This window comes from Thermomonas sp., from assembly GCF_023953935.1.
Lineage (GTDB): Bacteria > Pseudomonadota > Gammaproteobacteria > Xanthomonadales > Xanthomonadaceae > Thermomonas.
Genome location: NZ_JAMLIW010000006.1, coordinates 184,651 through 208,289, shown reverse-complemented (window position 1 = coordinate 208,289; position 23,639 = coordinate 184,651). Strand labels below are relative to the sequence as shown.

Annotated in this window: 19 protein-coding genes; 7 read left to right on the top strand and 12 right to left on the bottom strand. The window is 67.6% G+C overall.

The annotated features are described in order from the left end of the window. Positions 1-134 precede the first annotated feature (134 nt). From pdxH to M9902_RS08860, 5 genes are all read right to left on the bottom strand, one after another. A complete protein-coding gene (gene pdxH / locus M9902_RS08880; RefSeq protein WP_297222341.1) occupies positions 135-737 on the bottom strand; it encodes a pyridoxamine 5'-phosphate oxidase in 603 nt (200 codons plus the stop codon). 39 nt (positions 738-776) lie between these two features. Next, positions 777-2,237 (bottom strand): hypothetical protein, encoded by a 1,461-nt coding sequence (locus M9902_RS08875; protein WP_297222339.1) that lies wholly within the window; start codon positions 2,235-2,237, stop codon positions 777-779. A gap of 104 nt (positions 2,238-2,341) precedes the next feature. After that, positions 2,342-3,391: a hypothetical protein gene (locus tag M9902_RS08870; RefSeq protein WP_297222338.1), complete on the bottom strand. Its 1,050-nt coding sequence runs from the start codon at positions 3,389-3,391 to the stop codon at positions 2,342-2,344. Between the two features lie 40 nt (positions 3,392-3,431). Continuing rightward, a complete protein-coding gene (locus M9902_RS08865) occupies positions 3,432-3,737 on the bottom strand; it encodes a hypothetical protein (protein WP_297222333.1) in 306 nt (101 codons plus the stop codon). A 164-nt stretch (positions 3,738-3,901) separates the two neighbouring features. Then, positions 3,902-5,005 (bottom strand): hypothetical protein, encoded by a 1,104-nt coding sequence (locus M9902_RS08860; RefSeq protein WP_297222331.1) that lies wholly within the window; start codon positions 5,003-5,005, stop codon positions 3,902-3,904. Positions 5,006-5,228: 223 nt separating this feature from the next. On the opposite strand from M9902_RS08860, the gene M9902_RS08855 reads away from it, so the two are divergent. Next, complete coding sequence (locus M9902_RS08855; protein ID WP_297222329.1) at positions 5,229-7,859, top strand: winged helix-turn-helix domain-containing protein; 2,631 nt, start codon at positions 5,229-5,231, stop codon at positions 7,857-7,859. A 27-nt stretch (positions 7,860-7,886) separates the two neighbouring features. Here M9902_RS08855 and M9902_RS08850 read toward each other — a convergent pair whose 3' ends face one another. After that, positions 7,887-8,090 carry a dodecin family protein gene (locus M9902_RS08850; RefSeq protein ID WP_297172688.1) on the bottom strand — a complete coding sequence of 68 codons (204 nt, stop codon included), beginning with the start codon at positions 8,088-8,090 and terminating at the stop codon, positions 7,887-7,889. A gap of 97 nt (positions 8,091-8,187) precedes the next feature. Between M9902_RS08850 and M9902_RS08845 the strand changes: the two genes are divergently transcribed. Continuing rightward, the gene (locus M9902_RS08845; protein WP_297222327.1) at positions 8,188-8,736 is read left to right on the top strand and encodes a shikimate kinase; all 549 of its coding nucleotides are present in this window, start codon (positions 8,188-8,190) and stop codon (positions 8,734-8,736) included. Further along, positions 8,733-9,827 carry a 3-dehydroquinate synthase gene (gene aroB / locus M9902_RS08840; RefSeq protein WP_297222325.1) on the top strand — a complete coding sequence of 365 codons (1,095 nt, stop codon included), beginning with the start codon at positions 8,733-8,735 and terminating at the stop codon, positions 9,825-9,827. The genes M9902_RS08845 and aroB overlap by 4 nt, the downstream gene beginning before the upstream one ends. Before the next feature lie 72 nt (positions 9,828-9,899). Here the strand turns inward: aroB and M9902_RS08835 are convergent, their stop codons facing one another. Beyond that, positions 9,900-10,880, bottom strand: coding sequence for an SdiA-regulated domain-containing protein (locus M9902_RS08835; RefSeq protein WP_297222323.1), 981 nt, complete (start codon positions 10,878-10,880; stop codon positions 9,900-9,902). Between the two features lie 148 nt (positions 10,881-11,028). On the opposite strand from M9902_RS08835, the gene M9902_RS08830 reads away from it, so the two are divergent. After that, positions 11,029-11,283 carry a WGR domain-containing protein gene (locus tag M9902_RS08830; RefSeq protein ID WP_297172699.1) on the top strand — a complete coding sequence of 85 codons (255 nt, stop codon included), beginning with the start codon at positions 11,029-11,031 and terminating at the stop codon, positions 11,281-11,283. A gap of 18 nt (positions 11,284-11,301) precedes the next feature. Further along, positions 11,302-12,420 carry a uroporphyrinogen decarboxylase gene (gene hemE / locus M9902_RS08825; RefSeq protein ID WP_297222363.1) on the top strand — a complete coding sequence of 373 codons (1,119 nt, stop codon included), beginning with the start codon at positions 11,302-11,304 and terminating at the stop codon, positions 12,418-12,420. Between the two features lie 41 nt (positions 12,421-12,461). Here the strand turns inward: hemE and M9902_RS08820 are convergent, their stop codons facing one another. Both M9902_RS08820 and M9902_RS08815 read right to left on the bottom strand, forming a co-directional pair. Continuing rightward, the gene (locus tag M9902_RS08820; protein WP_297222321.1) at positions 12,462-15,965 is read right to left on the bottom strand and encodes a hybrid sensor histidine kinase/response regulator; all 3,504 of its coding nucleotides are present in this window, start codon (positions 15,963-15,965) and stop codon (positions 12,462-12,464) included. Positions 15,966-16,144: 179 nt separating this feature from the next. Next, complete coding sequence (locus M9902_RS08815; RefSeq protein WP_297222319.1) at positions 16,145-16,381, bottom strand: glutaredoxin family protein; 237 nt, start codon at positions 16,379-16,381, stop codon at positions 16,145-16,147. Between the two features lie 67 nt (positions 16,382-16,448). Here M9902_RS08815 and M9902_RS08810 point away from each other — a divergent pair, with 67 nt between their 5' ends. After that, entirely contained in the window at positions 16,449-17,846 is a 1,398-nt protein-coding gene (locus tag M9902_RS08810; RefSeq protein ID WP_297222317.1) for an L-serine ammonia-lyase, read from the top strand. A gap of 105 nt (positions 17,847-17,951) precedes the next feature. Then, on the top strand, positions 17,952-20,141 hold the full coding sequence (locus tag M9902_RS08805; protein ID WP_297222315.1) for an EAL domain-containing protein: 2,190 nt from the start codon (positions 17,952-17,954) through the stop codon (positions 20,139-20,141). Between the two features lie 15 nt (positions 20,142-20,156). On the opposite strand, the gene M9902_RS08800 is transcribed toward M9902_RS08805, so the two are convergent. Genes M9902_RS08800 through M9902_RS08790 form a run of 3 tightly spaced genes read right to left on the bottom strand, consistent with a single transcriptional unit; the run spans position 20,157 to position 23,553 of the window. After that, on the bottom strand, positions 20,157-21,254 hold the full coding sequence (locus M9902_RS08800) for a homoserine dehydrogenase (RefSeq protein ID WP_297222313.1): 1,098 nt from the start codon (positions 21,252-21,254) through the stop codon (positions 20,157-20,159). Then, a complete protein-coding gene (gene metB / locus M9902_RS08795; RefSeq protein WP_297222311.1) occupies positions 21,251-22,471 on the bottom strand; it encodes a cystathionine gamma-synthase in 1,221 nt (406 codons plus the stop codon). The genes M9902_RS08800 and metB overlap by 4 nt, the downstream gene beginning before the upstream one ends. After that, positions 22,468-23,553: a homoserine O-succinyltransferase gene (locus M9902_RS08790; RefSeq protein ID WP_297222309.1), complete on the bottom strand. Its 1,086-nt coding sequence runs from the start codon at positions 23,551-23,553 to the stop codon at positions 22,468-22,470. Before M9902_RS08790 ends, metB begins: the two co-directional genes overlap by 4 nt. Between the last annotated feature and the right edge of the window lie 86 nt (positions 23,554-23,639).

The window sequence follows — 23,639 nt, the reverse complement described above, 5'->3', positions numbered from 1 at the left end:
AAGCTGGAGCGGAGTTTTGAGCGGCGAACCCCAGCGGGCAACCCGCGACGCTTCGTAATCTGGCCCTGCGCACGACTGGAGCCTCAAGGCACATCCATCGCGTGCAGGGCGCACTCCCACAAGGTCCGCAGGCGCTAGGGATACAGCATCCGCTTCGACCACTCGCCATCTGCGCTGCATTCGTACAGCCAGCGCTCGTGCAAGCGGTACTGCGCGCCGAACCAGAACTCGACCGCGCGCGGCCGCACCCGGAACCCCGACCAGCGCGGCGGCCGAGGTACCTCGCGGCCTGCAAACTCGGCTTCGAATTGCGCGAGCTTCGCCTCAAAGGTCGCGTGAGACGCCAGCGTTTCCGACTGCTGCGACGCCCACGCCCCGATCTGGCTGCCGCGCGGCCGGCTGGCGAAATAGGCATCCGCCTCGGCGTCCGTGACGAACTCGACATCGCCCTCGATCCGCACCTGCACGCCATCGCGCACCCGCGGCCAGTGGAACAGCAGCGCCGCCTGCGGATGGGCCTGCAGCTCGCGCCCCTTGCGCCCATCAAGATGGGTATAGAACACGAACCCGCGCGCATCGTGCGCCTTAAGCAACACGATCCGCGCCGACGGCCGCCCATCCATGGCGACGGTGGCCACCGTCATCGCGGTGCGGTCCGGCTCGCCGGCAGCGAGTGCCTCGGCGAATAACGTATCGAAGGTGGACAGAATTTCAGGGGTGAGCGCGGTCATGCGCATATTGTCGCGCGCATGACCGCGTCACGCATCCCGCACGGATCAGCGCGACTTCACGAGCGACTGGGCATGCGCACGGATACGGGAGACAACCGTCGTTTTCAGCTCCGCCAAGGCTCTTTTACGCCACCAGCGCCACGCGAGGAAAATCGCGATCGCCAGTCCGAGCACAATCCCCACCATGAACGACGTGCCCGCGACAAACGCCATCGCGACACGTGCAAGCAGCACCAGCATGATCCACATCCAGAGCTGCGCCGTCGGCTTGCCCATGACAATCCAGTCAACCCGGCTGCCGGCCATCTCCCAGCGACCGGTATCGAGATTGACGGCCGCAACCGGATAGCCGCGATTCGACCATCGGTCACCTGCGTAAACGATGGCGACGTGGGCGCCATCGCGGACGGGAAAATCGAGGTCGATGAATTCCACCTCCAACTCGACGCCATCCTCCTTGCGGATGAAGAAGGTTTGGTGGTGCCTTGAGGTGGTGGATGTGGTTGTCGTCGTGCTCGGTGCGGACACATGCCCGCCGTAGGTCGGATGGATGTAGCCGCTGCCACCGCTGGTGCTCGACGTCGTCGTGGTGTGCAGGCTGGTCCGTTCGTGTGTCCCGACAATTTGCCCCCGTTTGTCGAAGATCGCCAGATCTGCAATATCCGAAATCTTGTTGCTCTTCTGCGGATCCGGCGCCTTTCGGGGCCGTGCGTCCAGAAAAATGAGCAGCCAGCCAATCCCGATCAGCACCAACGCGCCGCCGGGGACCCAGCGCCCCTCCATGCCATTCCGGGCACTCGCCCATCGCGCAGTGGATCGTTCGCCGGCACGTTCGGCATCCCTGTTCGCCTTCGCGACGTTGACCTGATGCCGTGACATGTACCGCCCGCTCCCCCCGCTTGCCTCGATGAACAACTCCTGCATCTCCGGCGGGAAATATTGCGTCGCGATTTGCGCCGCCGCCTGTTCGTTGTTCGTGAATGTGCCGTCACTCTCCTCCCTGGCCAACTTGTAGGCGAGACGTTTGCACGCATTCGCGATGCCGGTGAGCTGCAGGAGTCTCCTGAAAAATCCGCACTTCGGGTACATGTCGCGAGCGTGCAAGTCAATTGCGTTGTACGCGGCCTGATATGCGTCGTGAATCCGCTTCGCCTCCGCCGGCGCCCATTCGATACCAGGCACCGGCAGACCGGTCTCGGGGTTCGAATGGCCGCTCGCCCACGAGTTGTACAAGGCATTCGCCAACGTCTCCAGACGCCCTGCAACGCGCCCTTCGATCTCTTCCGGCTCTGCATCATCTGCACTCGCGACCACATCGGCACGCACCTTGTCCGGCGAAGGGAAGGCGGCCAACCACGCCGGTGAGTCCGTGTTCGGCTCGGACTGAGCCCATGCGTTGCCCGGGAACAGCAGCACGGTGGACAGCAGGAGGCACACGCCCACGAGCAAGCCGCTAATCTTCCAGACGCGCGGCGCTTCCACCTTGTTCCTCAGCACCCAGAACATGGGCAACCGTCGTTTCGCAAGTCCCGATACCATCCTGTTCCCCTTCATCACTGATGGATGTTGCTTGGGCGGGAGCCCAAGATGCCTGTTGGTGCACCCAGTACCTACCTCTTGGGCCGGAAGAACCGCATGCTGGCGGGAAGGTTCGGGCAGCGCTGATGTTTCTCGCTGCTGCCCATGCGCTGCCCCACGACGCCGACATAGGTGAACGCATCCGGTCCGGTGATCACGTATTCATTGACCGACGGCGTCCGCTCCCAGTTGCCATCTTCGTCGCGACTGCGATAGGTGATGCGGAAACGGTTGCCGGACACCATCTCCCAGCGCAGGGCTTCGGCACTGAATTCATGCCGTGGATCGGTGAAATCCGATTTCTCCCAGAAGCGCTTGCCGTCGAAGTACCACGGATCGACTACCGGCTTGGCACAGGTCGAGAACGTGCCTTCCACGTAGGCGTAATAGCCGACAGCCAGGGGGATGCTCGCGGGAATCGCTGCGGCAGCCGGCTTCCCCCGTGCGCCCGCAGCGGCCCTGGCCGGCCTCACTGCGCAACCTTCCGCGTCCACCAACTGTCGCCTGGCGTTGTACTGCTCCAGTACGTCGACATTGCGGCCATTCCAGCCCAAGACCACTTCGGTTGCCAATGGCCCGCAGCGGCCGGCGCCGACGCTGCCGGTTTCGTAACGCAGCACATCGACATTGCCACGGCGCTGCAGCCAGGCCGGGCTGAGGAATGGCCTGGCCACGGTGAACGAGACACCATCCTCTGCTTGCTGCGCGTCCGGGACGTAGCCGTCACCCGTCGACAGTACGAACTCGATGATGAGTTCCGGGCCATTGCGCCCCTCGTTATGGCCGGCGCAACCGCCATTGGGCGTGGCGAAGACATAGTCCGGCTTGCTGTCGCCGTTGAAGTCGGCAGCCAGATAACGCCCCGCACCGGCCGGCAGCGCATCACCGCTGATGCCATTGGCCGGCAATGGGGCGAACCGTGCGCCCACGTACCGTTCCTCGACCTCGGCACAATAGGAGCGGGCATGCGTCTGCCATGCCTTCAGCGCGGCCGTTGGCAGCGCGGCGGTCGACGATTGCGCACTGGCCTGCATCGCAGCCAGCATCAGAATCCCCACTCCTGTACTCGTTTTGGTCTTCATCGATTTACTCCTCGGCTCTTGCTGTGGGCGACGCTGCACATCACTGCTTGCGCTTGAATTCCAGCACGCCCATCGGCCCGCCCGTCAGGGTGTCGGCATCCTTGCGCGTCAACACGAGCGTGGTGCCGGGCTGATCCGGGTTGCGCAGCTTGATCCTGTCGCCATCCACCTCGTACTCCAGCTGCACCTCCATGCCGGCAGTCTCTTGCGTGGCTTTGCCGTTGCCGTGAAAGGTCAGGACCTGGTCTTCCGCCAAACCGCCCGTATAGGTACCGGTCATGCCATCGCCGCATGCACTCAGGAGCGTGACCAGCAAGGCGACAAGTGCAAGTTTCAGACGATTCATTGGGACTCTCCTTGGGTTTGGGTGATTGACTGGATCAGGTTGATGCGCGCGTGGACATGTGCTGCACGGGGTGCCATCGGGGTAGTGGCCGCCGTGCCGGATGAGGCATTCGAGACATCGTTGAAGGCAGCGGAAAAACCGCCGTAGCCGATGGGACACGGCATTCATTGCGATTTGCCGCCCTGGCCCATGGCCCGCATGCGCCGCGTCGCGTCTTCGTAGGTCTGGCCGCGGCTCGCACGCAGATAGCCGGCCATCTTTTCCGAGGACTCGACCATGCTGCGTGCACTCTGGAGCTGGCTGCGCGCCAGGTCGTCGTAATCGGCCTGGTACTGGGGACGGTAGAAATAGCGGGCCACCGGCCCACGCGCGGCGACTTCCAGGAACTTCTCGTGGCCCGCCACCACGGCGCGGTAATGTGCCAGCTGCTTCCCGGCGTCGCCGTTGGCGCCCGCACCGCCGAACTGCCTGGCAAAGTCGCCGACGTCCCAGTACGCGAAGGGCAGATCGGGATCGATGGCGCGCGCCTCGTCGCGCAATGCCTGCGCGGCATCGGGATCGGCTTCGTTGCGGGCGGCGATGACCAGCATCGCCGCATCGCGTTTCTGGCGACCGATCTCGACCATGTTCGCCAGCAGTTCGTCGCGCCCGAGGAACGCCTTGCCGACATTCCGGTACAGCTCGGCGGCGTCCAGCTTGTTGGGCGCATGCTCGCGATACAGCGCCTGCAGCTGTTCCCACGCGCCGGCATTGTCGCCCCGCTGCATGTTCAGCACCCAGGCGTTGTGGAACCGCTCCTCTGCGGTACTCGGATCCCTCACCAATTCGCTACCCGACAACGCCTCCCGGACCGCACCGGTGTCTTCGCGGATCACGGCGGTGTCGCGCTTCACGTCTTCGACCCCACGCTGGATCAGGCCCAGCTGGGTGCCGATCTTCTCGGTGGCGGTGGCGCCCTGCCCGGCCAGCGCCAGCATCGCGCAGACCAGGCAGGCGAACAGCCCGACCCGAAACACGTTGCAGATACGGCAGTCGTACGCGGCGTCCTGCTGTTCCGGCAGACCCGCCACCACCCGGTTCCGGCACGGCGCGAACAGCAGCACGGCCAGCAGCAGGCCCAGGACCACGGGTGCCCACACCCACGGCGCGGAGATGTCGCCCACGAAGCTGCCGACATCGCTCAACAGCCCGATGATGCCGCCCACGCCGGCGAGCAGCGGGCCGCTTTCGGGCCAGACCATCCGCCAGTACGAAACCCCGTTCTTCATCGTGTCCTCCTGCAATCACCCGGGAACCCGAAAAGCGCTTCATCGCCGCCGCAAGCATCCGCCCAGCGAATGCCCGATCCGGCTCGTGTACCGCACATCGACAGCCGCCCAGACAAGGGCAATGCTGATCGCACGGCCACACTGTGTCCTCACGGAACCTTCAAGAAACCTTCAAGCGCCCTGCAGATTTGCCACAAGTGCCGCTGTTTGCCAGTATTCAGGCATGACGTCGCCCCCCGCTCCACATCCGGGACACGCCCTCTATCGCTGGCGCTTCGGCGAGGTCGAGTTCGACGAGGCTCGCCGCGAGTTGCGCGTGGCCGGGCTGCCGATGGAGATGGAGCACAAACCACTGGAAGTGCTGTCGCTGCTGTTGCGGCATGCCGGCGAAGTGGTCACGAAGGACGAGCTGTTCGATACCGTCTGGGCCGGGCGGGTCACGGTGGACAACGTCCTCTCCACCGCCGTGGGCAAGCTGCGCAAGGCACTGGGCACGGGCGAGGAAGACCGCATCGCCACCGTGCCCCGTATCGGCTACCGCTTCGACGGGCCGGTAGAACGCATGGCAGTGGGGGCCGCACCTTCCAGCCCGCTGGCACTCGCTGCCGGCGAGCCGGTGCCGGGTCGGGCGCAGTTCGTGCTGGAACGACAACTGGGGCGCACGCTCGGCAGCGAGGTGTGGCTGGCTCGGCACCCGCGCAGCCGCGACACGCGCGTGTTCAAGTTCGCGCTGGACGGCGAACACCTGACGTCGATCAAGCGCGAAGCGACCCTGTTGCGAGTGCTGCGCGAAACTCTGGGCGAGCGCGAGGACATCGTCCGCCTTCTGGACTGGAACTTCGCCACATCGCCGTTCTTCCTGGAATGCGAATACGGCGGGCAGTCGCTGACGGAATGGGCGGCACAGGACGAACGGCTGGCCGCGCTGGACACCGCGCAGCGGCTCGCATTCTTCACGCCGATCGTTGAAACCGTCGCCGCCGCACATGCGGTGGGCATCCTGCACAAGGACTTGAAACCGGCCAATGTGCTGGTCGCCGCGCGCAGCGATGGCTGGCAGACGCGACTGACCGATTTCGGCAGCAGCCGTCTGTTGCAGCCCGAGCGGCTGGCCGAACTGGGCATCACCGCGCTGGGCATGACCCTGACCCAGGTGGGTGGCGACACCAGTTCCGGCACGCCGCTGTACCTGGCCCCGGAACTGCTGGCCGGGCAACCGGCCACCGTGCGCAGCGACGTCTACGCACTGGGCATGCTGCTCTATCAATGGCTGGCCGGCGACCTGCGCAAACCACTGACGCCGGGCTGGGAGCGCGACATCGACGACCCGCTGCTGCGCGAGGACATCGCCCACGCCACCGACGCCGACCCCACCCGCCGCATCGCCAGCGCCGCCGAACTGGCCGAGCGCCTGCGTCGCCTGCCGCAGCGCCGCGCCGAACTTGCGCAGCGCGAAGCGGACGAACGCGCCGCTTCCGCATTGCGCAGCGCGCTGGAACGCAGCCGCGCGCGGCATCCGTGGGCAATTGCGGCGTTCGCCGCGCTGCTGCTCGGGCTGGGTGGCAGCCTGTACTTCTGGTGGCATAGCGAGCAGCAACACCGCATCGCCGAACAGCAACGCGACATCGCCGAAAAGCAGGCAGCGCGGGCTCGCGCGGTCGTGGAATTCCTCAGCAACGATCTGATCGGCGCGGTCAGCCCCGGTGGCAGTGCGTTCGAACGCGACCCCACCATCAGGGACATGCTGGATGCGGCCTCGCGGGGCGTCGACGGCAAGTTTGGCAGCCAACCGGAGATCAGCGGCAGCATCCACGCGGCGTTGGGGCAGTCGTGGCGCACGTTGGGCCAAGGCGAGCGTGGCGTGGAGGAACTGCGCGCGGCCTTGCGCGATTTCACCTCCGCCTTCGGCGCGGACAATACGCTGACGCTGCGCACTGCCTACGCGCTGGTACGCACACTGGTCTACGCCAGCCGCAACACCGATTTCAGGGAAGCGGGCAGGCTGCTTGCCGAAACCGACGCCAGGGCCGGCGCACGCCTGCAGGGCAACGATGAACTGGCACTGGATGCGGCGTTCGCACGCGGCATCTTCCATCAGCAGCAACTGCAGATCCGGCAGGCATTACCGGCTTGGGTGCGCGCGGACACCCTGCAGCGCATGCTGTTCCCGACGGATACGCAGCGTGCCATCGTGATCCGCGAAAATCTGGCGGATGCCTTGCGTCGTTCCGGCAAAACCGACGAGGCGATAGCGCTGATGCGGGCGATTCTGGCCGATCCGCTGCTGGACGCGAAGCAGATCGGTGGCAACCGTGTCGCCACCGTGCAGATGAACTTGGCGCGCGCACTGCGCAACCAAGGCAAGTACGACGAAGCACTGCCGCTGGCACAGGCAGCCGCCACCACTGCGGAACGCATCTATGGCGCAGACAACTACCAGACGCTGACGCTGCGATCCACCATCGCCAGCATCCAGGACAGCGCCGGCAATTGCACCGCCGCCCTGCCGATCCAGCGCGACGTGGCCCGGCGCATGGCCGCACGCTACGGTAATGGCAAGCAGGCCGCGTTGATCGAAACCGGCAACCTGGGTCTGATGGAATACAACTGCGGCGACCGGCGTACCGCCATCACCTTGCTGCGTGACGTCGAACGCGACCTGCGCCGGCAATTCGGCGAAAGCAATGCTGCGGCACAGAGTTTTCGCCTGTCGCTGGCGGAAGCATTGATCGAACAGGGGCAGCGCGACGAAGCGCGGCACCTGCTGGACGGCCTCACCGAGCAGGCGATGGAAGCCACGGGCGGCGACAAGGCGGAACTGGCGCGCGTGCGCGGGCTGCTGACGAACGCCTGACGTCCGCCAGCACCATCGCGTCTGGCCTCACTCCACCACGAAGGTGATCCGCAGGTTGACCCGCCATTCCTGCACGTTGCCGGCGCCGTCGGTGACGACCTTGACGTCATTGACCCAGGCCCCCTGGATGTTTTTCACCGATTCCGAGCATTTCTTCAGCCCGGCGGCGACGGCTTGTTCGATTCCGGCCGGCGACGATGCAGTGAGTTCAATGACCTTGGCAACGGACATGTCAGGCTCCTCGGTGAGCGGACGCGGAATGCGACCGGAAACCGGAACCTCTCACGACGCGGGTTAAACGCGCGTCATTCGCTGCTAGCATGCGGCAATGCAGCAAGCATCCCACATCCTCCTGATCGGCCCGATGGGCAGCGGCAAGAGCACCCTTGGCCAGGCGCTGGCGGCGCGGCTGGGACTGGGCTTCATCGACGTGGACGCGCGCATCGTGGCGGCGACCGGCCTGTCGATCCCCGCCATTTTCGAGGCCGAGGGCGAAGCCGGTTTTCGCAGCCGCGAAACCGCCGCCCTGCTGGCCGCCTTGCAGGAACCACCTGCGGTCATCGCCACCGGTGGCGGCATCGTGCTCGCGGATGCCAATCGCGAGGCCATCCGTGCAGCGGGTTTCGTGATCTACCTGCACATCCACCCCGACGAGCAGCTGCGCCGGGTCGCCGGTGACCACAACCGTCCGCTGCTGGATCACGCCGATCCGGCGGGCCAGCTGGCGCGCCTGCAAGCCCGGCGTGAACCGCTGTACCGCGCGCTGGCCGATCTCACCGTGGACACCAGCGCGCAGACCTCCGAACAGCTCGCGGCCGCCCTGGCGCTGCGTCTGCCACAGCTGTGCGATTTGCCCGGCAAGCAAGCCCGACCATGAGCACCTCACCGCATACCGTCGATGTCGGCGGCAGCACGCCCTACCGCATCCACGTCGGTACCGACCTGCTTGACGACGGCGCCCTGCTGGCCTCGACGCTGCGCGGGCGGCATGCCCTGATCGTCAGCGATGCCCACGTCACGCCGTTGTATGCCGATCGCGTCGAAGCCGCGCTGCAAACCGCACGCCCAGAGTTGCGCATCGCCCGCCACGTCATCCCCGTCGGGGAAGCGTACAAGACGCTGGACAACTTCGGCGCCGTCATCGACGCCCTGGCCGCGCTCGGCGCCACCCGCGACGCCTGCGTGTTTGCGCTGGGCGGTGGCGTGGTCGGCGACCTGGCCGGCTTTGCCGCCGCCTGCTGGATGCGCGGGATCGATGTCGTGCAATTGCCGACCACGCTGCTGGCGATGGTGGATTCCTCGGTCGGTGGCAAGACCGCGGTGGATATCCCGCAGGGCAAGAACCTGGTCGGTGCCTTCCATCCGCCGCGCGCGGTGATCGCCGACACCACCAGCCTGCGCACGCTGCCGCCGCGCGAACTGCGTGCGGGCTTGGCGGAGGTCATCAAATACGGTGCGATCATCGATGCCGATTTCCTGCACTGGCTTGCTGCCCATTGCGATGCCCTGCTGGCCGGCGACGCCGCCGCGCTGGCCGAGGCCATCGCCCGCAGTTGCACGCACAAGGCCGCGATCACCGAGCGTGATCCGTTCGAACATGGCGAACGCGCCCTGCTCAATTTCGGTCACACCTTTGGCCATGCGATCGAGGCCGAACAGGGCTATGCCGATGGCCTCAACCACGGCGAGGCGGTGGCGGTGGGCATGCTGCTGGCAGCGCGGTTGTCGGCGGCGCTCGGCATGGCCTCGATCGGTGACGCCGAGTCGCTGCGAAGCCTGCTCGATGGTTTCGGCCTGCCGACGGAGATACCGCCCGGCCTCGATCCCGAAGCCCTGCTGGCACGGATGCGGCTGGACAAGAAAACGCAGGCCAGCGGGCTGCGTTTCATCCTGTGGGACGGCCCCGGCCAAGCCCGCGTGGTGGCCGACGTGGGTCCCGAGCACGTTTTGGCAGCACTGCGCGACTGAACGACCAGAGCGGTCGCTGCCACGGCACGATTTTCGGCCCGGAGTTTTCGACCCAGCGCAGCAATCGTCCGGCTACGGCGCCGCCTTGACGTGGTCGGACGTCATCGTCACCGGGGCGAATCGGTAGAACAGATTGGGCTCGCTGACCACGAACAGGCTGCGATCCGGCGCCATCGTCACGCCCTCGGGCCGCGGCATCGGCGTCTCCTCGCCGAGCACGCCACCAAAGTGCCGCACGCCGGCGACGCTGCCATCGCGACGCACTTCGGTCAGCCGCTGCCCGCGTTCGCTGAGCAGGAGCAAATGACCGCTGTGGGGATCCACTTCCACCGACGACAGGTCATCGCTGGGGCGCAGGTTGGCGAGCAGGCTGCTGCGGTCGCGGATGCGCAACGCCTGCATGCTGCCGGTCCGACGCAGCGCAGCCAGGCCGGCGATTTCGTAGAGCCGCACCGGCGAGTCTTCGCGCACCACGAACAGCACATCGGCATTGGGGTCGTAGGCCAGCCCCTCGAAACCCTTGTTCAGGGGATCGGACGGATGCAGGTCGAGATTCAGGATCACCGCGTCGGCATGGTCGATTTCGCCGTTCCCGCGACCCGCCGGCGCATGGAAAAACGCGAGCTGCGCCCGGCGCTCCTCGGCTACCGCAAACCAGCCTTCGCCCAGCGCCGCAATGCCTTCGGTGTCATGGAAATCGCGCAGCCGGTAAGTCGCCAACTGGTTGCCGTCGCGATCCAGGACCAGCAGGGTCGGCGGCTTGTTGAGCACCGCGACCAGATGGCCCGCTTCATCATCCCAAGCCAGTCCGGACAGATTCAGCACGCCGGGCAGCGGCAGCGCGTCGATCTCCGTCACATACGCCTGCAGCTGGCCAGGCGACGCATCCTCGGCCTTCGGATCCTGCCACCACGCCGTGAGGCGATGTTCGACGTGATAGTGGCGGATACCGATATACAACAGGCCAAGCGCCAAGGACAGGCCGACCAGCCAGTGCAGGACGCGTCGCCACCGGGGTGGTTTGCCGATCGTTCGGGTGCTGGCGACGGTCAAGGCGGGGGATCCGTGATTTCGCGGCGGCCCATGGTACGCCGATAGCGCGGCCGAATTCCGTGCGCTGCATCAAGCGACGCGCTTCGGTTCAGCCAGCAGCGCCTCGCGACTGCACGGCTCCTGTCTGTGTTGCGGCTACAATTTCCCCATGCGCCTGCTGCTGCAACAACGCCCCGACGGCCGCGAAGCCCCGCGCTTCGTCCAGCTCCAGCTCCAGCCCGACCTGCTGGGCGGCTGGGAGCTGCTGCGCGAAACTGGCCAGACCGGCGGCCGCAGCACGCTGCGACGCTCGATGTTCGCGGATCAGACCAGCGCGATGGTCGCGCTGGAAAAGGAGCGCGACGCACAGCTGAAGAAAGGTTTCCAACTGATGTTCGCGCAAGGCGCCGAGGCGCCGCGCTGAATGGAGTATTCCGTGCATTTGAAGAATGATCGCTTCCTGCGCGCGCTGCGCCGTGAACCCGTGGACTGCACGCCGGTGTGGCTGATGCGCCAGGCCGGCCGCTACCTGCCGGAATACCGCGCCACCCGCGCCCAGGCTGGCAGCTTCCTGGCGATGGCGATGACCCCGGAACTGGCCTGCGAGGTGACCTTGCAGCCGCTGCGCCGGTTCGATCTGGATGCGGCGATCCTGTTTTCCGACATCCTCACCGTGCCCAATGCGATGGGACTGGGGCTGTACTTCATCGATGGCGAAGGCCCGAAGTTCGAGCGCCCGGTGCGCAGCCCTGCCGACATCGACCGGCTGGCGGTGCCGGACATGGAGACCGAGCTGCGCTACGTGATGGACGCGGTGCGCCTGATCCGCCGCGAGCTGGATGGCAGCGTGCCGCTGATCGGTTTTTCCGGCAGCCCGTGGACGCTCGCCTGCTACATGGTCGAAGGCGGCGGCAGCAAGGAATGGGGCAGGGTCAAGGCGCTGGCGCTGAATGAGCCGGCAGCGATGCACAAGCTGCTGGGCGTCGTCACCGACGCGGTGATCGCCTACCTGTCCGCACAACGCGCCGCCGGCGCGCAGGCCTTGCAGGTGTTCGACACCTGGGGCGGCACCTTGTCACCTTCGATGTACCGTGAGTTTTCACTGCCGTATCTCACGCGTATCGCGCGCGCGATGGATTCGGGTGCCCCCGCCCGTGGTTCGACAGGCTCACCACGAACGGGGGGAGACTCACCACGAACGGACACCGGCGCACACACTCCGCTGATCCTGTTCGGCAAAGGCAATGCGCCGCATCTGGATGCGCTGTTCGACTCCGGCGCCGATGCCATCGGGGTGGACTGGACGGTGACGCTGGAAGACGCGGCGCGGCGCGCGAACGGCCGGGTGGCGCTGCAGGGCAATCTCGATCCGGCGATGCTGTACGGCAGCCCCGATGCAGTACGCGCGCAGGTGCGCATGGCGCTGGACAGCTACCGCGACGGCAACGGCGGTTCACGCGAGGGCCACGTGTTCAACCTCGGCCACGGCATGTCGCCGGACATGAACCCGGAGCACGTTGCGGTGCTGGTGGACGAGGTGCATCGCTACAGCGCGCGCTAGATCCCGCACCAACCGCGCACGTCAGGACGAATCCTCCGCGATCAGGGCAACGAAGCCAGCGCTGCGGCCAGCTGTTCGCCACTGACCGGCTTGCGCAGGAAAGCATCGAAGCCGGCAGCGTGCGCCTGCGCTTCCGCGTTCGGATCGGAACGTGCCGTCACCGCCAACAACGGCGCACGGAACCCTTGGGCGCGCAACATCCGTGCCAAGGCAAGACCGTCCATGCCGGGCAGGTCCAGATCCAGCAGGGCGGCGTCGAACTGCCCGGTGGCAATTTCGGCCAGGGCGCCCAGCCCGTGCGCCACATGCACGACCGCATGCCCTTGCGCCCGCAGCAGACCAGCGAGGGTTTCCGCCACGATCGGATCGTCTTCGACCAGGAGCAGCCGCAGCGGCGAATCGCTTCGCACCGCACCCGGCGCGACGGCATGGCTTGCCGCGGCCGGATCGCCCCCGCCGGGCAAGGGCAGATCGACGATGAAGCGGGTGCCCTTGCCCACCTCGCTTTCGACCGCGATCCGCCCGCCCATCGCCGCCGCCAGCTCCTGCGAGATCGCCAGCCCCAGCCCGCTGCCGCCATACCGCGCTGCGGTGCGTGCGCCTTCAGCCTGCTCGAAGCGGCGGAACAGCCGCTGGCGCTGCTCGTCACTCAAGCCCGGGCCGGTGTCGGAAACGGTGAAGCGCACGCCCTGCGGCTGCAAGCCCGAGGTTTCCACCGCGACGTGGCCGATGGCGGTGAATTTCACCGCATTGCCGATCAGGTTGAGCAGGATCTGCTGGATCCGGGTACGGTCGCCGTGGAGGATCGCCGGCGACTCCTTCCCGAGTTGCTCGACATAGACCAGGCCCTTGCGCTCGGCCACCGGCGCCATCAGCCCGGCGATGTCGTCCAGCAGCGGCCGCAGCGCGAAGTCCGCGTTGGTCAGCTGCAGCTTGCCCGCTTCGATCCGGGCCAGATCCAGCGCATCGTTGACCAGCCGCAGCAGGTGCTCGCCGGCGCGGCGGATGGCATCGACATGGCTGCGCTGGCTCGGGTCCAACCGGGTGGACTGCAGCAGTTCAGTCATGCCCAGCACCCCGGTCATCGGCGTACGCACCTCATGGCCCAGCGTCGCCAGGAACCGCGACTTCGCCTCCGAGGCCTGCTCGGCCAGCGCGCGCTTGTGTTCGGCCAGCTGCCAGGCATGCCGTCGCTTCAGACGTGCGCGATAGGCCAAAGCCGACGCGGCCAGCGCCAGCAGGCCCAGCAGCGCATACGCGGCGATCGCCCAGCCGCTGCGCCACCAGGGCGGCAGCACCACGAGGGACATTCGCTGCTCGGCGGCCACGTTGCCGGCGGCATCCTGCGCCCGCACGCGCACGACGTAGCGGCCCGGCGCCAGCGCGGTGAACACGCGCTCGCCGCTGTTCCCCAACGCCACCCAATCGTGGTCGAAACCGTCGAGCCGGGACCAGTAGCGGTTCGCCGACGGATCGTCAAAGGCCAGCAGGCGTGCGCGGATGCGCAGCTCACGGTCGCTGGCGGCCAGCCGCAAGTCGCTGCGCATGGGCAGATCCTGCCAGCCGCCGTTGCGGCGCACGGCCACGGCATCGAAGCGCAGTACCGGCCGCATCGGCGCGGCATCCGCCATCCGGGTATCGATCAGGCGCAGGCCGCCATCGGCGGTCGCGGCCACCAGCACGCCGTCATCGCGGAGCACCGCCGCGCGTTCCAGATATTCCTCGCTGCTGGTCTCGTCCTGGGCACCGGGATGGCGCAAGACGTTGCGCTGCGGATCCCAGCGATACAGGCCGCGCGAGCTGGTCAACCAGACCCGATGTGCGCCATCCACCAGCAGCGCCGCCGCAGCCACCGCCGGCATCCCGCGGCGGGCATCGACGCGCGTGGTCAACTGCCAGTCACCACCGTTGCGACGGTAGCCCTCCAATCCGGACAGTCGCTGCAACCACAGGCGATCCGGGCCATCGAAGGCCAGCGCATAGACGCGGGTCTTGCCCAGTGCCGACACCGGAACGAAACGCCTGGCCGCGGAATCGAATCGCAGGATGCCGGCGGCGCCTGCGATCCACGGCACACCCGACGGCGCCAGCACCATCGATTCGATGTCGGCCTCACCCAGGCCACTGGCCGCGCCCGCCGGCAGGTCGAGCAGCACATGGCCGGTGTCAGGATCGCGTTGCTGGACCCCGCCGACCGGGGCGGCCAGCCACAGCGTGCCATCACCGGCGTTCAGCAGCCAGGCGATCTGCCCCACCGGAACCGGATCGACGGCATCGTCCGAGGTCCACTCGTCGATCGCCCCATCGTGGCCGATCCGGATCAAGCCATTGCGGTGCGCCAACCACAGCCGGTGCCCGACATCCTCGGCGATGGCCACCGACTTGACGCTGCGCAGGCGCTCGAGCGCATCCTCGGGCAGCGACGCCACCTGGCCGCGCACGTCCATGTGCTCGACCCGACCGTCCATCCCACCCATCCAGATACCGCCATTGGCCGCCTTGGCCAGCGCACGGTACATCGCCCCTTGCAGGCCATCCTCGCTGCCGCGCAGTTCCGCGAGCTGGCGCCAGTCCGAACGCAGGTAGCCAAGGCCGCGACCGAGCACCGGCGTCCACAGCGCGGCACCGCGCTCGCGCAGCAGGGAGCTGATCGCGCGCGGAATGTCCGGGCCGCCCAGCGGCACCGGCACCGGCGGCTGCTCGGCCTGCTGATGCCACAAACCACGCTGACTGCCGATCCAGTGCTCTCCCTCCGGCAGGCTCAGGATCGAAAGCATGGCGTTGGGGCGTTCGAACATCGGCGACCACGCCGGGCGCGTCCAGCCGCCGCCGTGGCGCTGCCAGACTCCCTGCGCGCCGCCAACCCACAGACCATCCGTTTGCGTTGCCAGGGAATAGATCAGCTGCTTGCCGTCCTCTTCGGGCAGCGGGACGGCCACGAAGCGTTCGCCTTCGAGCCGCGCCAGCCCGGCCGTGGTGCCCGCCCACAGCACGCCTTGGCCATCGACCGCCAGCGCCAACACGACGTCGGCGGGCAGGCCGCCCTGCGCCTTGGTCCAGGTGCGCATCTGCCCACCGGGCAGCACCCGCGTGACGCCGCCGCCGAAGGTGCCGAGCCAGACCGCCTCGCCCTGCCTGGCCATGGCCCAGACATCGTCGCTGGCCAGCGCCGGTTGGTCGGCCATGCGGTAATGGATGAAACCGCGCCGGCTGGCATCCAGCACGCTGACCCCGGCCCCTTCCACCGCCACCCAGACCCGATCCGATGCATCCACCAGCAGGGCCTGCACGTTGTTGCCGGGCAGGCCTTCGGGATGCTCCGGATCATTGCGCCAGACCCGCATGCCGACGCCGTCGTAGCGCGCCAGCCCGTCGGCGGTGCCGATCCACAGATAGCCGTCGCGATCATGCGCGAGCGCCTTGATGTCGGTGGACGGCAGGCCTTGCGTTGGCCCGACGATGCGGAACCGCGGTCGCTGCGGCACGCCCGCCAGCGCGCTGGCGCACAGCAGCCACAGGCACAACGCCACCACGGCTTGACGCATCCCCTGCATCTTTGCGGCCGCCTCGAAATCCACTCGTTCTGGCCCATGCTGGCGATGCGCAGGTGCAGATGCAAGCGTGGCCTGCGGGCCAGAGTCAGGGCTGAGGCAAGTCCCGTGGAAGGTTCACGCCCAAGGGCATCCGATCCTGCCCGACCACATCGTGTGCAAGTGTTCTTCTCTCAGCCCCGGCCCGCCGCAAGAAATCCGCGCACCGCCTCCACGTTGAACGGCCAGTCCAGCTCCACATCGCGCACATCATCGCGCAGCACCGGCACGCGCCGGCCATAGCGCGCCTCCAGCTCCGGCACGTCGTCGAGGAACACCGACTCGAACTCCGGCGCGCGCGCTTTCGCCAGCTCGGCCAGCGCCAGGTCGCACAAATTGCAATCATCGCGTTGATACAGGATCAGGCCCATACGCTGGCGTCCGTGTCCGCTGCATTCCGCCGATAGAATAGCCGCTCCCCAGGAACCTCCCGCTGCCATGGCCGTTTCGACCTTCGACCTGTACAAGATCGGCATCGGTCCCAGCTCCTCGCATACGGTCGGTCCGATGCGCGCGGCGGCCCGTTTCGTCAGCAACTGGCTGATCGAACAAGGCGTGCTGGAGCGCACCGCGCGCATCCGCGCCGAAGTGTTCGGCTCGCTGGCCCTGACCGGGCGTGGCCACGGCACCGACAAGGCGGTGCTGATGGGTCTGGAAGGCCACTGGCCGAACCAGATCGACCCCGACATCATCCCCGCCGCACTCGCGCGCATCCGCGGCGAGAAGATGCTGCACCTGGGCGGCGGTCGCGCCATCGCGTTTGACGAGAAGCGCGACCTGATCATGAACAAGCGCCAGAAGCTGCCCTTCCATACCAATGGCATGCGCTTCATCGCCTACGACGACGCCGGCAACGAGCTCGCGACCCGCGACTATTACTCGGTCGGCGGTGGCTTCGTGGTCAACGCCGACGAGGCCGCGGAAGACCGCATCGTCGCCGACACCACGCCATTACCGTATCCGTTCAACAACGGCAACGAACTGCTTGCACAGTGTCAAAGCAGCGGCCTGAGCATCGCCCAGCTGATGCTGGAAAACGAAAAATGCTGGCGCAGCGAAGATGACATCCGCGCCGGCCTGCGCGAAATCTGGCAGGCGATGCAGGACTGCGTGGCGCGCGGCATCCGCGCCAGCGGCACCCTGCCCGGCGGCCTGCACGTGACACGCCGCGCGCCGGCGCTGCACGCCGAGTTGTCGGGTCGACCGGAGGCGGCGATGCGCGACCCGTTGACCGTGCTCGACTGGGTCAACCTGTATGCACTGGCGGTCAATGAAGAGAATGCCGCCGGTGGTCGTGTGGTGACGGCGCCCACCAATGGCGCGGCGGGCATCCTGCCGGCGGTCGGCCATTATTACGAGCGCTTCTGCGCCAGCGAGAAAGACGCCAAGGCACGCGAGGACGGCATTTTCACCTTCCTGCTCACCGCCGCCGCGGTCGGCATCCTGTACAAGGAAAACGCCTCGCTGTCGGGCGCCGAAGTGGGTTGTCAGGGCGAGGTCGGCGTGGCCTGTTCGATGGCCGCGGCCGGCCTGACCGCGGCGCTGGGCGGCAGCCCGGGGCAGATCGAAAACGCCGCCGAGATCGGCATGGAGCACAACCTCGGCCTGACCTGCGACCCGATCGGCGGGCTGGTGCAGATCCCCTGCATCGAGCGCAATGCGATGGGCTCGGTCAAGGCCATCAACGCCAGCCGCATGGCCCTGCGCGGCGACGGCAGCCACAAGGTTTCGCTGGACAAGGTGATCAAGACCATGCGCGACACCGGCCGCGACATGCAGGACAAGTACAAGGAAACCAGCCGCGGCGGGCTCGCGGTCAACGTGATCGAGTGCTGAGACCGGCCAGATCCTGTGGCCGTGTCTGCCGCGCAGACAATCACCGCCTTGACAATCACCACCTTGACTTGCCAAACCGGCGCTGAACCAGTCTAGACTGCCCCCATGCACGGGGCACTCACGGGGATCCTCCGCTTCGCGCTGCTCACCGGCCTTTACTACGTCGGGGCAGCGATCACCGTGCTGTACCTGCAAACCCCGGCGGACGTGGTGCTGTTCTGGCCGGCCGCCGGAATTGGCTTTGCCTACGTCCTGCGCTACGGGCTGCGCTACGCGCCCGCGGTACCGCTGGCCCAGTTGCTGCTGCACCTGACCGTCAACCCGGTGCCGGCGCTGTTCATCCCCTACTCGATCGGCGCCGACTACGTGGCGCTCATCATGGCCTGCCTGTACGTGCACAGTCGCAATGCGGAACTGCAGTTCCGCATCAAGGACGGACTGTTGCTGTTGCGCGGCGGCTTCGTGATCAGCCTGTTCAGCGCGGGCATCGGCACGCTGGGCATGCTGCACGCCGGCATGGTGTCCGCCGAAGCGGTGCCTCGCGCTTTCCTGCAGTGGTCGCTGAGCAATCTGCTCGGGGTGACGGCGATCACGCCGAATGCGCTGCTCCTGTTTGGTGCCGGCAACGGCAGAGACAGGCACCCCGCAGGCAAGATGATGACCGGGCGCCTGCGCGAGCGGGTGGCGTGGACTGCCGTTCTGGCGCTGGTGCTGGCCGGTGGCATCTGGATCATCGACCAGGGCAGCATGTACCCGCTGGCCGTCTCGGTGCTGCCTTTGGCCCTGCTGCTGTGGTCGGCGGCACGGTTTTCGGCGCAATTCACCGCGCTTGCCACCATGTGCGTGACGGTGCTGATGGCGCTCGCCCTTGGCCTCGGGCTGTGGGGCTTCCCGCGGCCGGAAACCTTGCATGACACGACCCTGATGATGGGGTCCCTGATCGTCAATTCGGTGATTCCGATCCTGATGGCCGTGGCGTTCCGGGAACGGGCGCTGGCGATGGAAGCACTGCGGATTCGCGCCACCCAGGACCCCCAGACCCACCTTCTCAACCGGTTTGCCTTCGAAGAGCGCGCGCGTGCGCGGCTGGCGCAGGATGAACCGCACCTGTGCCTGGTCTACATCGACCTGGACAACTTCAAGATGATCAACGAATCGGCCAGCCACGCGGCCGGCGACGAGATGCTGCGCCATGTCGCCGGTTTGGTGCGTGCCGAATTCAGGGAAGACGACCTGATCGCCCACACCGGCGGCGATGAATTCACCGTGCTCACCGCCGCCGATGCCGCCACCACCAGCGTGCGCTGCAACCGCCTGCTGGCTTCAATCGAAGCCGCGCGGGTGGCCTGGCAGGGCCAGAACCTGGGTACCAGTGCCAGTATCGGCATCACCACCAGCCAGCCGCCCCACGTTGCCTACGACGAGCTGCTCTCGCAGGCCGACACCGCCTGCCACGAGGCCAAGGAGCAAGGCGGCAATCGCCTGTTCCTGACCGAATCGAACGCGGAAAGCCTGGAACTGCGCACCCGGCAAATGCGCAGCGCGCTGATCGCACGCGAAGTGCTCGACGAAGGTCGCTTTGAACTGTGGTGCCAGCCGATCGTCAACCTGCGCTCCCCGCAACCGGCGCAATCGCATTTCGAACTGTTGATGCGCTGGCGCGATCGCGACGGCCAGGTGCGGCCACCGGCAGAACTCATCGCCGCCGCCGAGCGCTACCAGCTCGGCCCGCGGCTGGACCGCAGCATCCTCGGCAGCCTGCTGGCCTGGGCCGAAAAGCATCCGGATGCGGCCGCCGGAATCCAGCAATGCAATCTCAACCTCGGCGCCGCCACCCTGGCGGACGAGGATTTCGGCACCTACCTCGCGCACCGCCTGCGCCGCAGCCCGCTGCGCGCCGACCAGGTCTGCGTCGAGATCACCGAAACCAGCGTGGTGCGCGACATGACCCGCACCCGCCGCTTCATCGCCCAGATGCGCGACCTCGGCTGCCGGTTCGCACTCGACGATTTCGGCACCGGCTTCTGCTCCTTCAGCTACCTGCGCAACCTGAAGGTGGATTACCTCAAGGTCGACGGCAGCTTCGTGCGCGGCATCGACCAGCCCGGGCTGTCGGAGGCGGTGGTACGTTCGATCACCGAAATTGCCCACCTGCTCGACATGCGCGCGGTCGGCGAGCAGGTGGAAACCGAGCAGCAGCTCGACCTGCTGCGCAGCATCGGCGTGGACTATGCGCAGGGCTACTACTTCCAGCGCCCGCAGCCGATCGCCGAGTTCTTCGCCGTGACGGCCTGAGGCCGCCAGCCTGCTTCAGTCGCGCGCGCGCGCCGCCTGGATCGCCAGCGCATCATCCAGCAGCGCCGCCGCCGTCACCTCGGCGCCCGCGCCCGGCCCCTGCACGACCAGCGGCTGCTCGGCATAGCGGTCGGACCAGATCGCCACCCGGTTGTCGGCGCCGCCGCCACCCACCAGCGGGTGGTCGGCCGGCAACGCTTCCAGCCCCACCGTTGCCAGCCCGCCGGTTTGCAAACGCCCCACGAAGCGCAGCTTTTCGCCGTTCTTCCAGGCCGCCGCATAGCGCTCGCGCAGCGGCGCATCGAGCACCGGCAGAGCCGCATCCACGGCATCCCGCGGCAGGGCGAACAGCTCCGGCGGCAGCAGCGGATCCACCTGTACCGCCTCCGATTCCAGCAGGTAGCCGGAGGCGCGCGCGAGGATCAGCAGTTTGCGACGCACGTCCTCGCCGGACAGGTCTTCGCGCGGATCCGGCTCGGTATAGCCGGCCGCCTTGGCCTGGCGCACGAAACCGGAAAACGGGCGCAGGCCGTCATAGGCATTGAACAGCCAGGCCAGCGACCCGGACAACACCCCGGCAATCGCGTGGATGCGGTCACCCCCCGCCTGCAGGCGGCGGATGACGTGCAGCAGCGGCAGCCCGGCGCCGACCGTCGCGCTGTCGCCATAGTCGGCATCGCCGGCACGACGCGCGGCCTGGATCGCCTGCCAGCGCGCCAGCGAAGTTCCCTGCCCGAGCTTGCAGGCGGTCACCACGTGGATGCCGCGCGCCAGCCATTGGGCGTGGCATTCGGCCACCTGCTCGGAAGCGGTGGCGTCGATCACGATCCGGGTGCCGATCCCGGCCAACGCCACGTCGACCGCTTCCAGCGCGGCCTGCCGCGGCGGGTGCTGCAACAGCGCTTCACCCGACAGGCCGGCAATCCCGGAGGGGTCGGCAAAGGCGAAGCGCGAATTGGCGGCGTGCACCAACCGCAGCCGTTCACCCAGCGGCGTGCCCTGCCAGTGCGCCAGTCGCGCCCAGGCGGCGCTGCCCACCGTGCCGGTCCCGAGCAGGGCGACCCGCGCCGGCGCCAGACGACTGCGGTGCAAGGTCGCCACCTTCGCGCTCACGCCCGACACCGCAATTCGGCCTGCGCCACGGCCTGTGCACGCGCCAGCGCCGCGCGCAGATCATCGGCAAGATCATCACCGTGTTCGATACCCACCGACAGCCGCAGCAGGCCGTCCGGGATCCCCGCTTCGGCGCGGGCCTCGGCGCTCATGGCGGCATGGGTCATGCTCGCCGGATGCGCCACCAGGCTCTCCACGCCACCCAGCGATTCGGCCAGGGTGAAATAGCGCAGACCGTCGAGGAACGCGCACACGGCCGCCTCTCCGCCCTCCAGCTCCACGCTCAGCATGGCGCCGAAGCCGCGCTGCTGGCGCGCCGCCAGCGTGTGCCCGGGATGCGAGAGCAGTCCGGGATAATGCACCGCGCGCACGGCCGGATGCCCGGCCAGCAGGTCGGCGACCACTACCGCGTTTTCCTGATGCACGCGCAGCCGCGCCTCCAGCGTGCGCAGGCCGCGCAGGGTCAGGAAGCTGTCGAACGGAGATCCGGTCAAGCCGAGACAGTTCGCCCACCACGCCAGTTGCTCGTGCAAGCCGGCATCGCGTGCGATCACCGCGCCACCGACTACATCGCTGTGGCCATTGATGTACTTGGTGGTCGAATGCACCACGAGGTCCGCGCCGAAATCGGCGATCGGCCGCTGCAGGGCCGGCGACAGGAACGTGTTGTCGACCGCCACCAGCGCGCCGGCGGCGTGCGCGGAATCGATCACATGACGCAGGTCGGTGATCCGCAGCAGCGGATTGGAGGGCGTTTCCACCCAGACCAGCTTCGGCTGGCTGCGCAGGGCCTCGGCGAAGACCTGCGGGTCGGTCAGGTCGCAGGTGGTTTTCTCGAATGCGCCCTTGCCCGCCAGCGCATTGAACAACCGCCAGCTGCCGCCATAGCAATCGTGCGGCACCAGCACGCGATCGCCCGGCGACAGCAGCGCGTTGACCACCACCGCAATCGCCCCCATGCCGGTGGCCGTCACCACGCCGCCCGCGCCACCTTCCAGATCGGCCAGCGCCTCGCCCAGCAGGTCGCGGGTGGGGTTGCCGCTGCGGGTGTAGTCGTAGGCCCGCTTCTTGCCGAAACCTTCGAAGCTGAAGTTCGACGACAGCACCAGCGGCGGCGTGACGGCGCCGAACGCGCTGTCGCGGTCGATGCCGGCGCGCACCGCGCGGGTTTCGGCACGACAGCCGGGGGTGGAAGCTGGATCGTCACCTGCACTCATGCCACGACTCCGGAAAATTCGCGCGCGTGGGCGCCGGGCGTCAACTGTCCGCCGGGACCGAACAATTCGGTGGCCAGCAGCGCATCGACGCGGTCGATTTCCTTCAGGAACGCATCGTGCCCATAGGGCGAGCGCAGCACCCGCAGCCGCCCGCGCGTGCCCAGACCTTCGATCAACGCCACGGCATCGGCCATCGGCACCAGCCGATCACCTTCAACGGCGACCACCGTGGTCGGCACATTGACCTTGGCCGGATCCACTTGATGCAAGTCGATCGATTCCGACAGCCGCAGCCAGGCGGTTTCACCGACCCGCGCCACGAACTTCGCACCGGCCGCGTCCAGATAGTCCTCGGCCGCGACCCGCACCTGGCCATTGCAGATGACCGGCGGCGCATCGAAGCGCTCGGCGAACTCCTCGGGCGTGCGATAGCTGAGCATGGCGAACTGGCGCGCCAGCGACAGCCCCTGCGCGTCGGCGCACTGCAACCGCCCCAGCGCCACCGCCTTGCGCTGCAGCGCCCGCCAGGCCGCCGCATACGGATGCGCCTTGTGGGCGCCGCTGACGGCCACCAGCCGGCGCAGGCGCTGCGGATGCCGCACCGCCAGCTGCAGGCCCACCAGCGCGCCGTAGGAATAGCCCACCCAGCTCGCCAGCGACTCGATCCCGAGCGCGTCGAGCAGCAGCGCCACGGCATCGGCCTGGTCGGCGGTGTCGATCGGCGCATCGATGCTGCCGTCGGCGCCGACGTAATCGAAGGCCAGCACCCGCAGCCGCGACGGATCGAGCGTGCGTCCCGGATCCAGCAAGCCCTGCACCCAGCCCGACTCGGGGGCCAGCGGATTGGCCGCAACGTGGCGGCTGGCCGAAATGCCACCGGCCACGAACACCACCGGCGCGCCTTCCGGCCCGACCAGTTCGTAGTTCAAGCGCAAGCGCCGGGTCCCGGCGTGGCAGGTCGCGAGCACGGCATCGACGCCGCCGCGGCGGACCTGGGCATCGGAAATCCGCACCGGACGCATCGCGCCCGCAGCCCGGGGAAGGGGTTGGCTGGAAGCGACGATGCGTTCGGCAAGGTTCACGGCGATGCTCCGGTGCGGGTGGTTCCAGCAAGACCGAAAGGCAGCGCGCCACCGAAGCATTGGAGCAGCCGCATGTGCTGCGACCG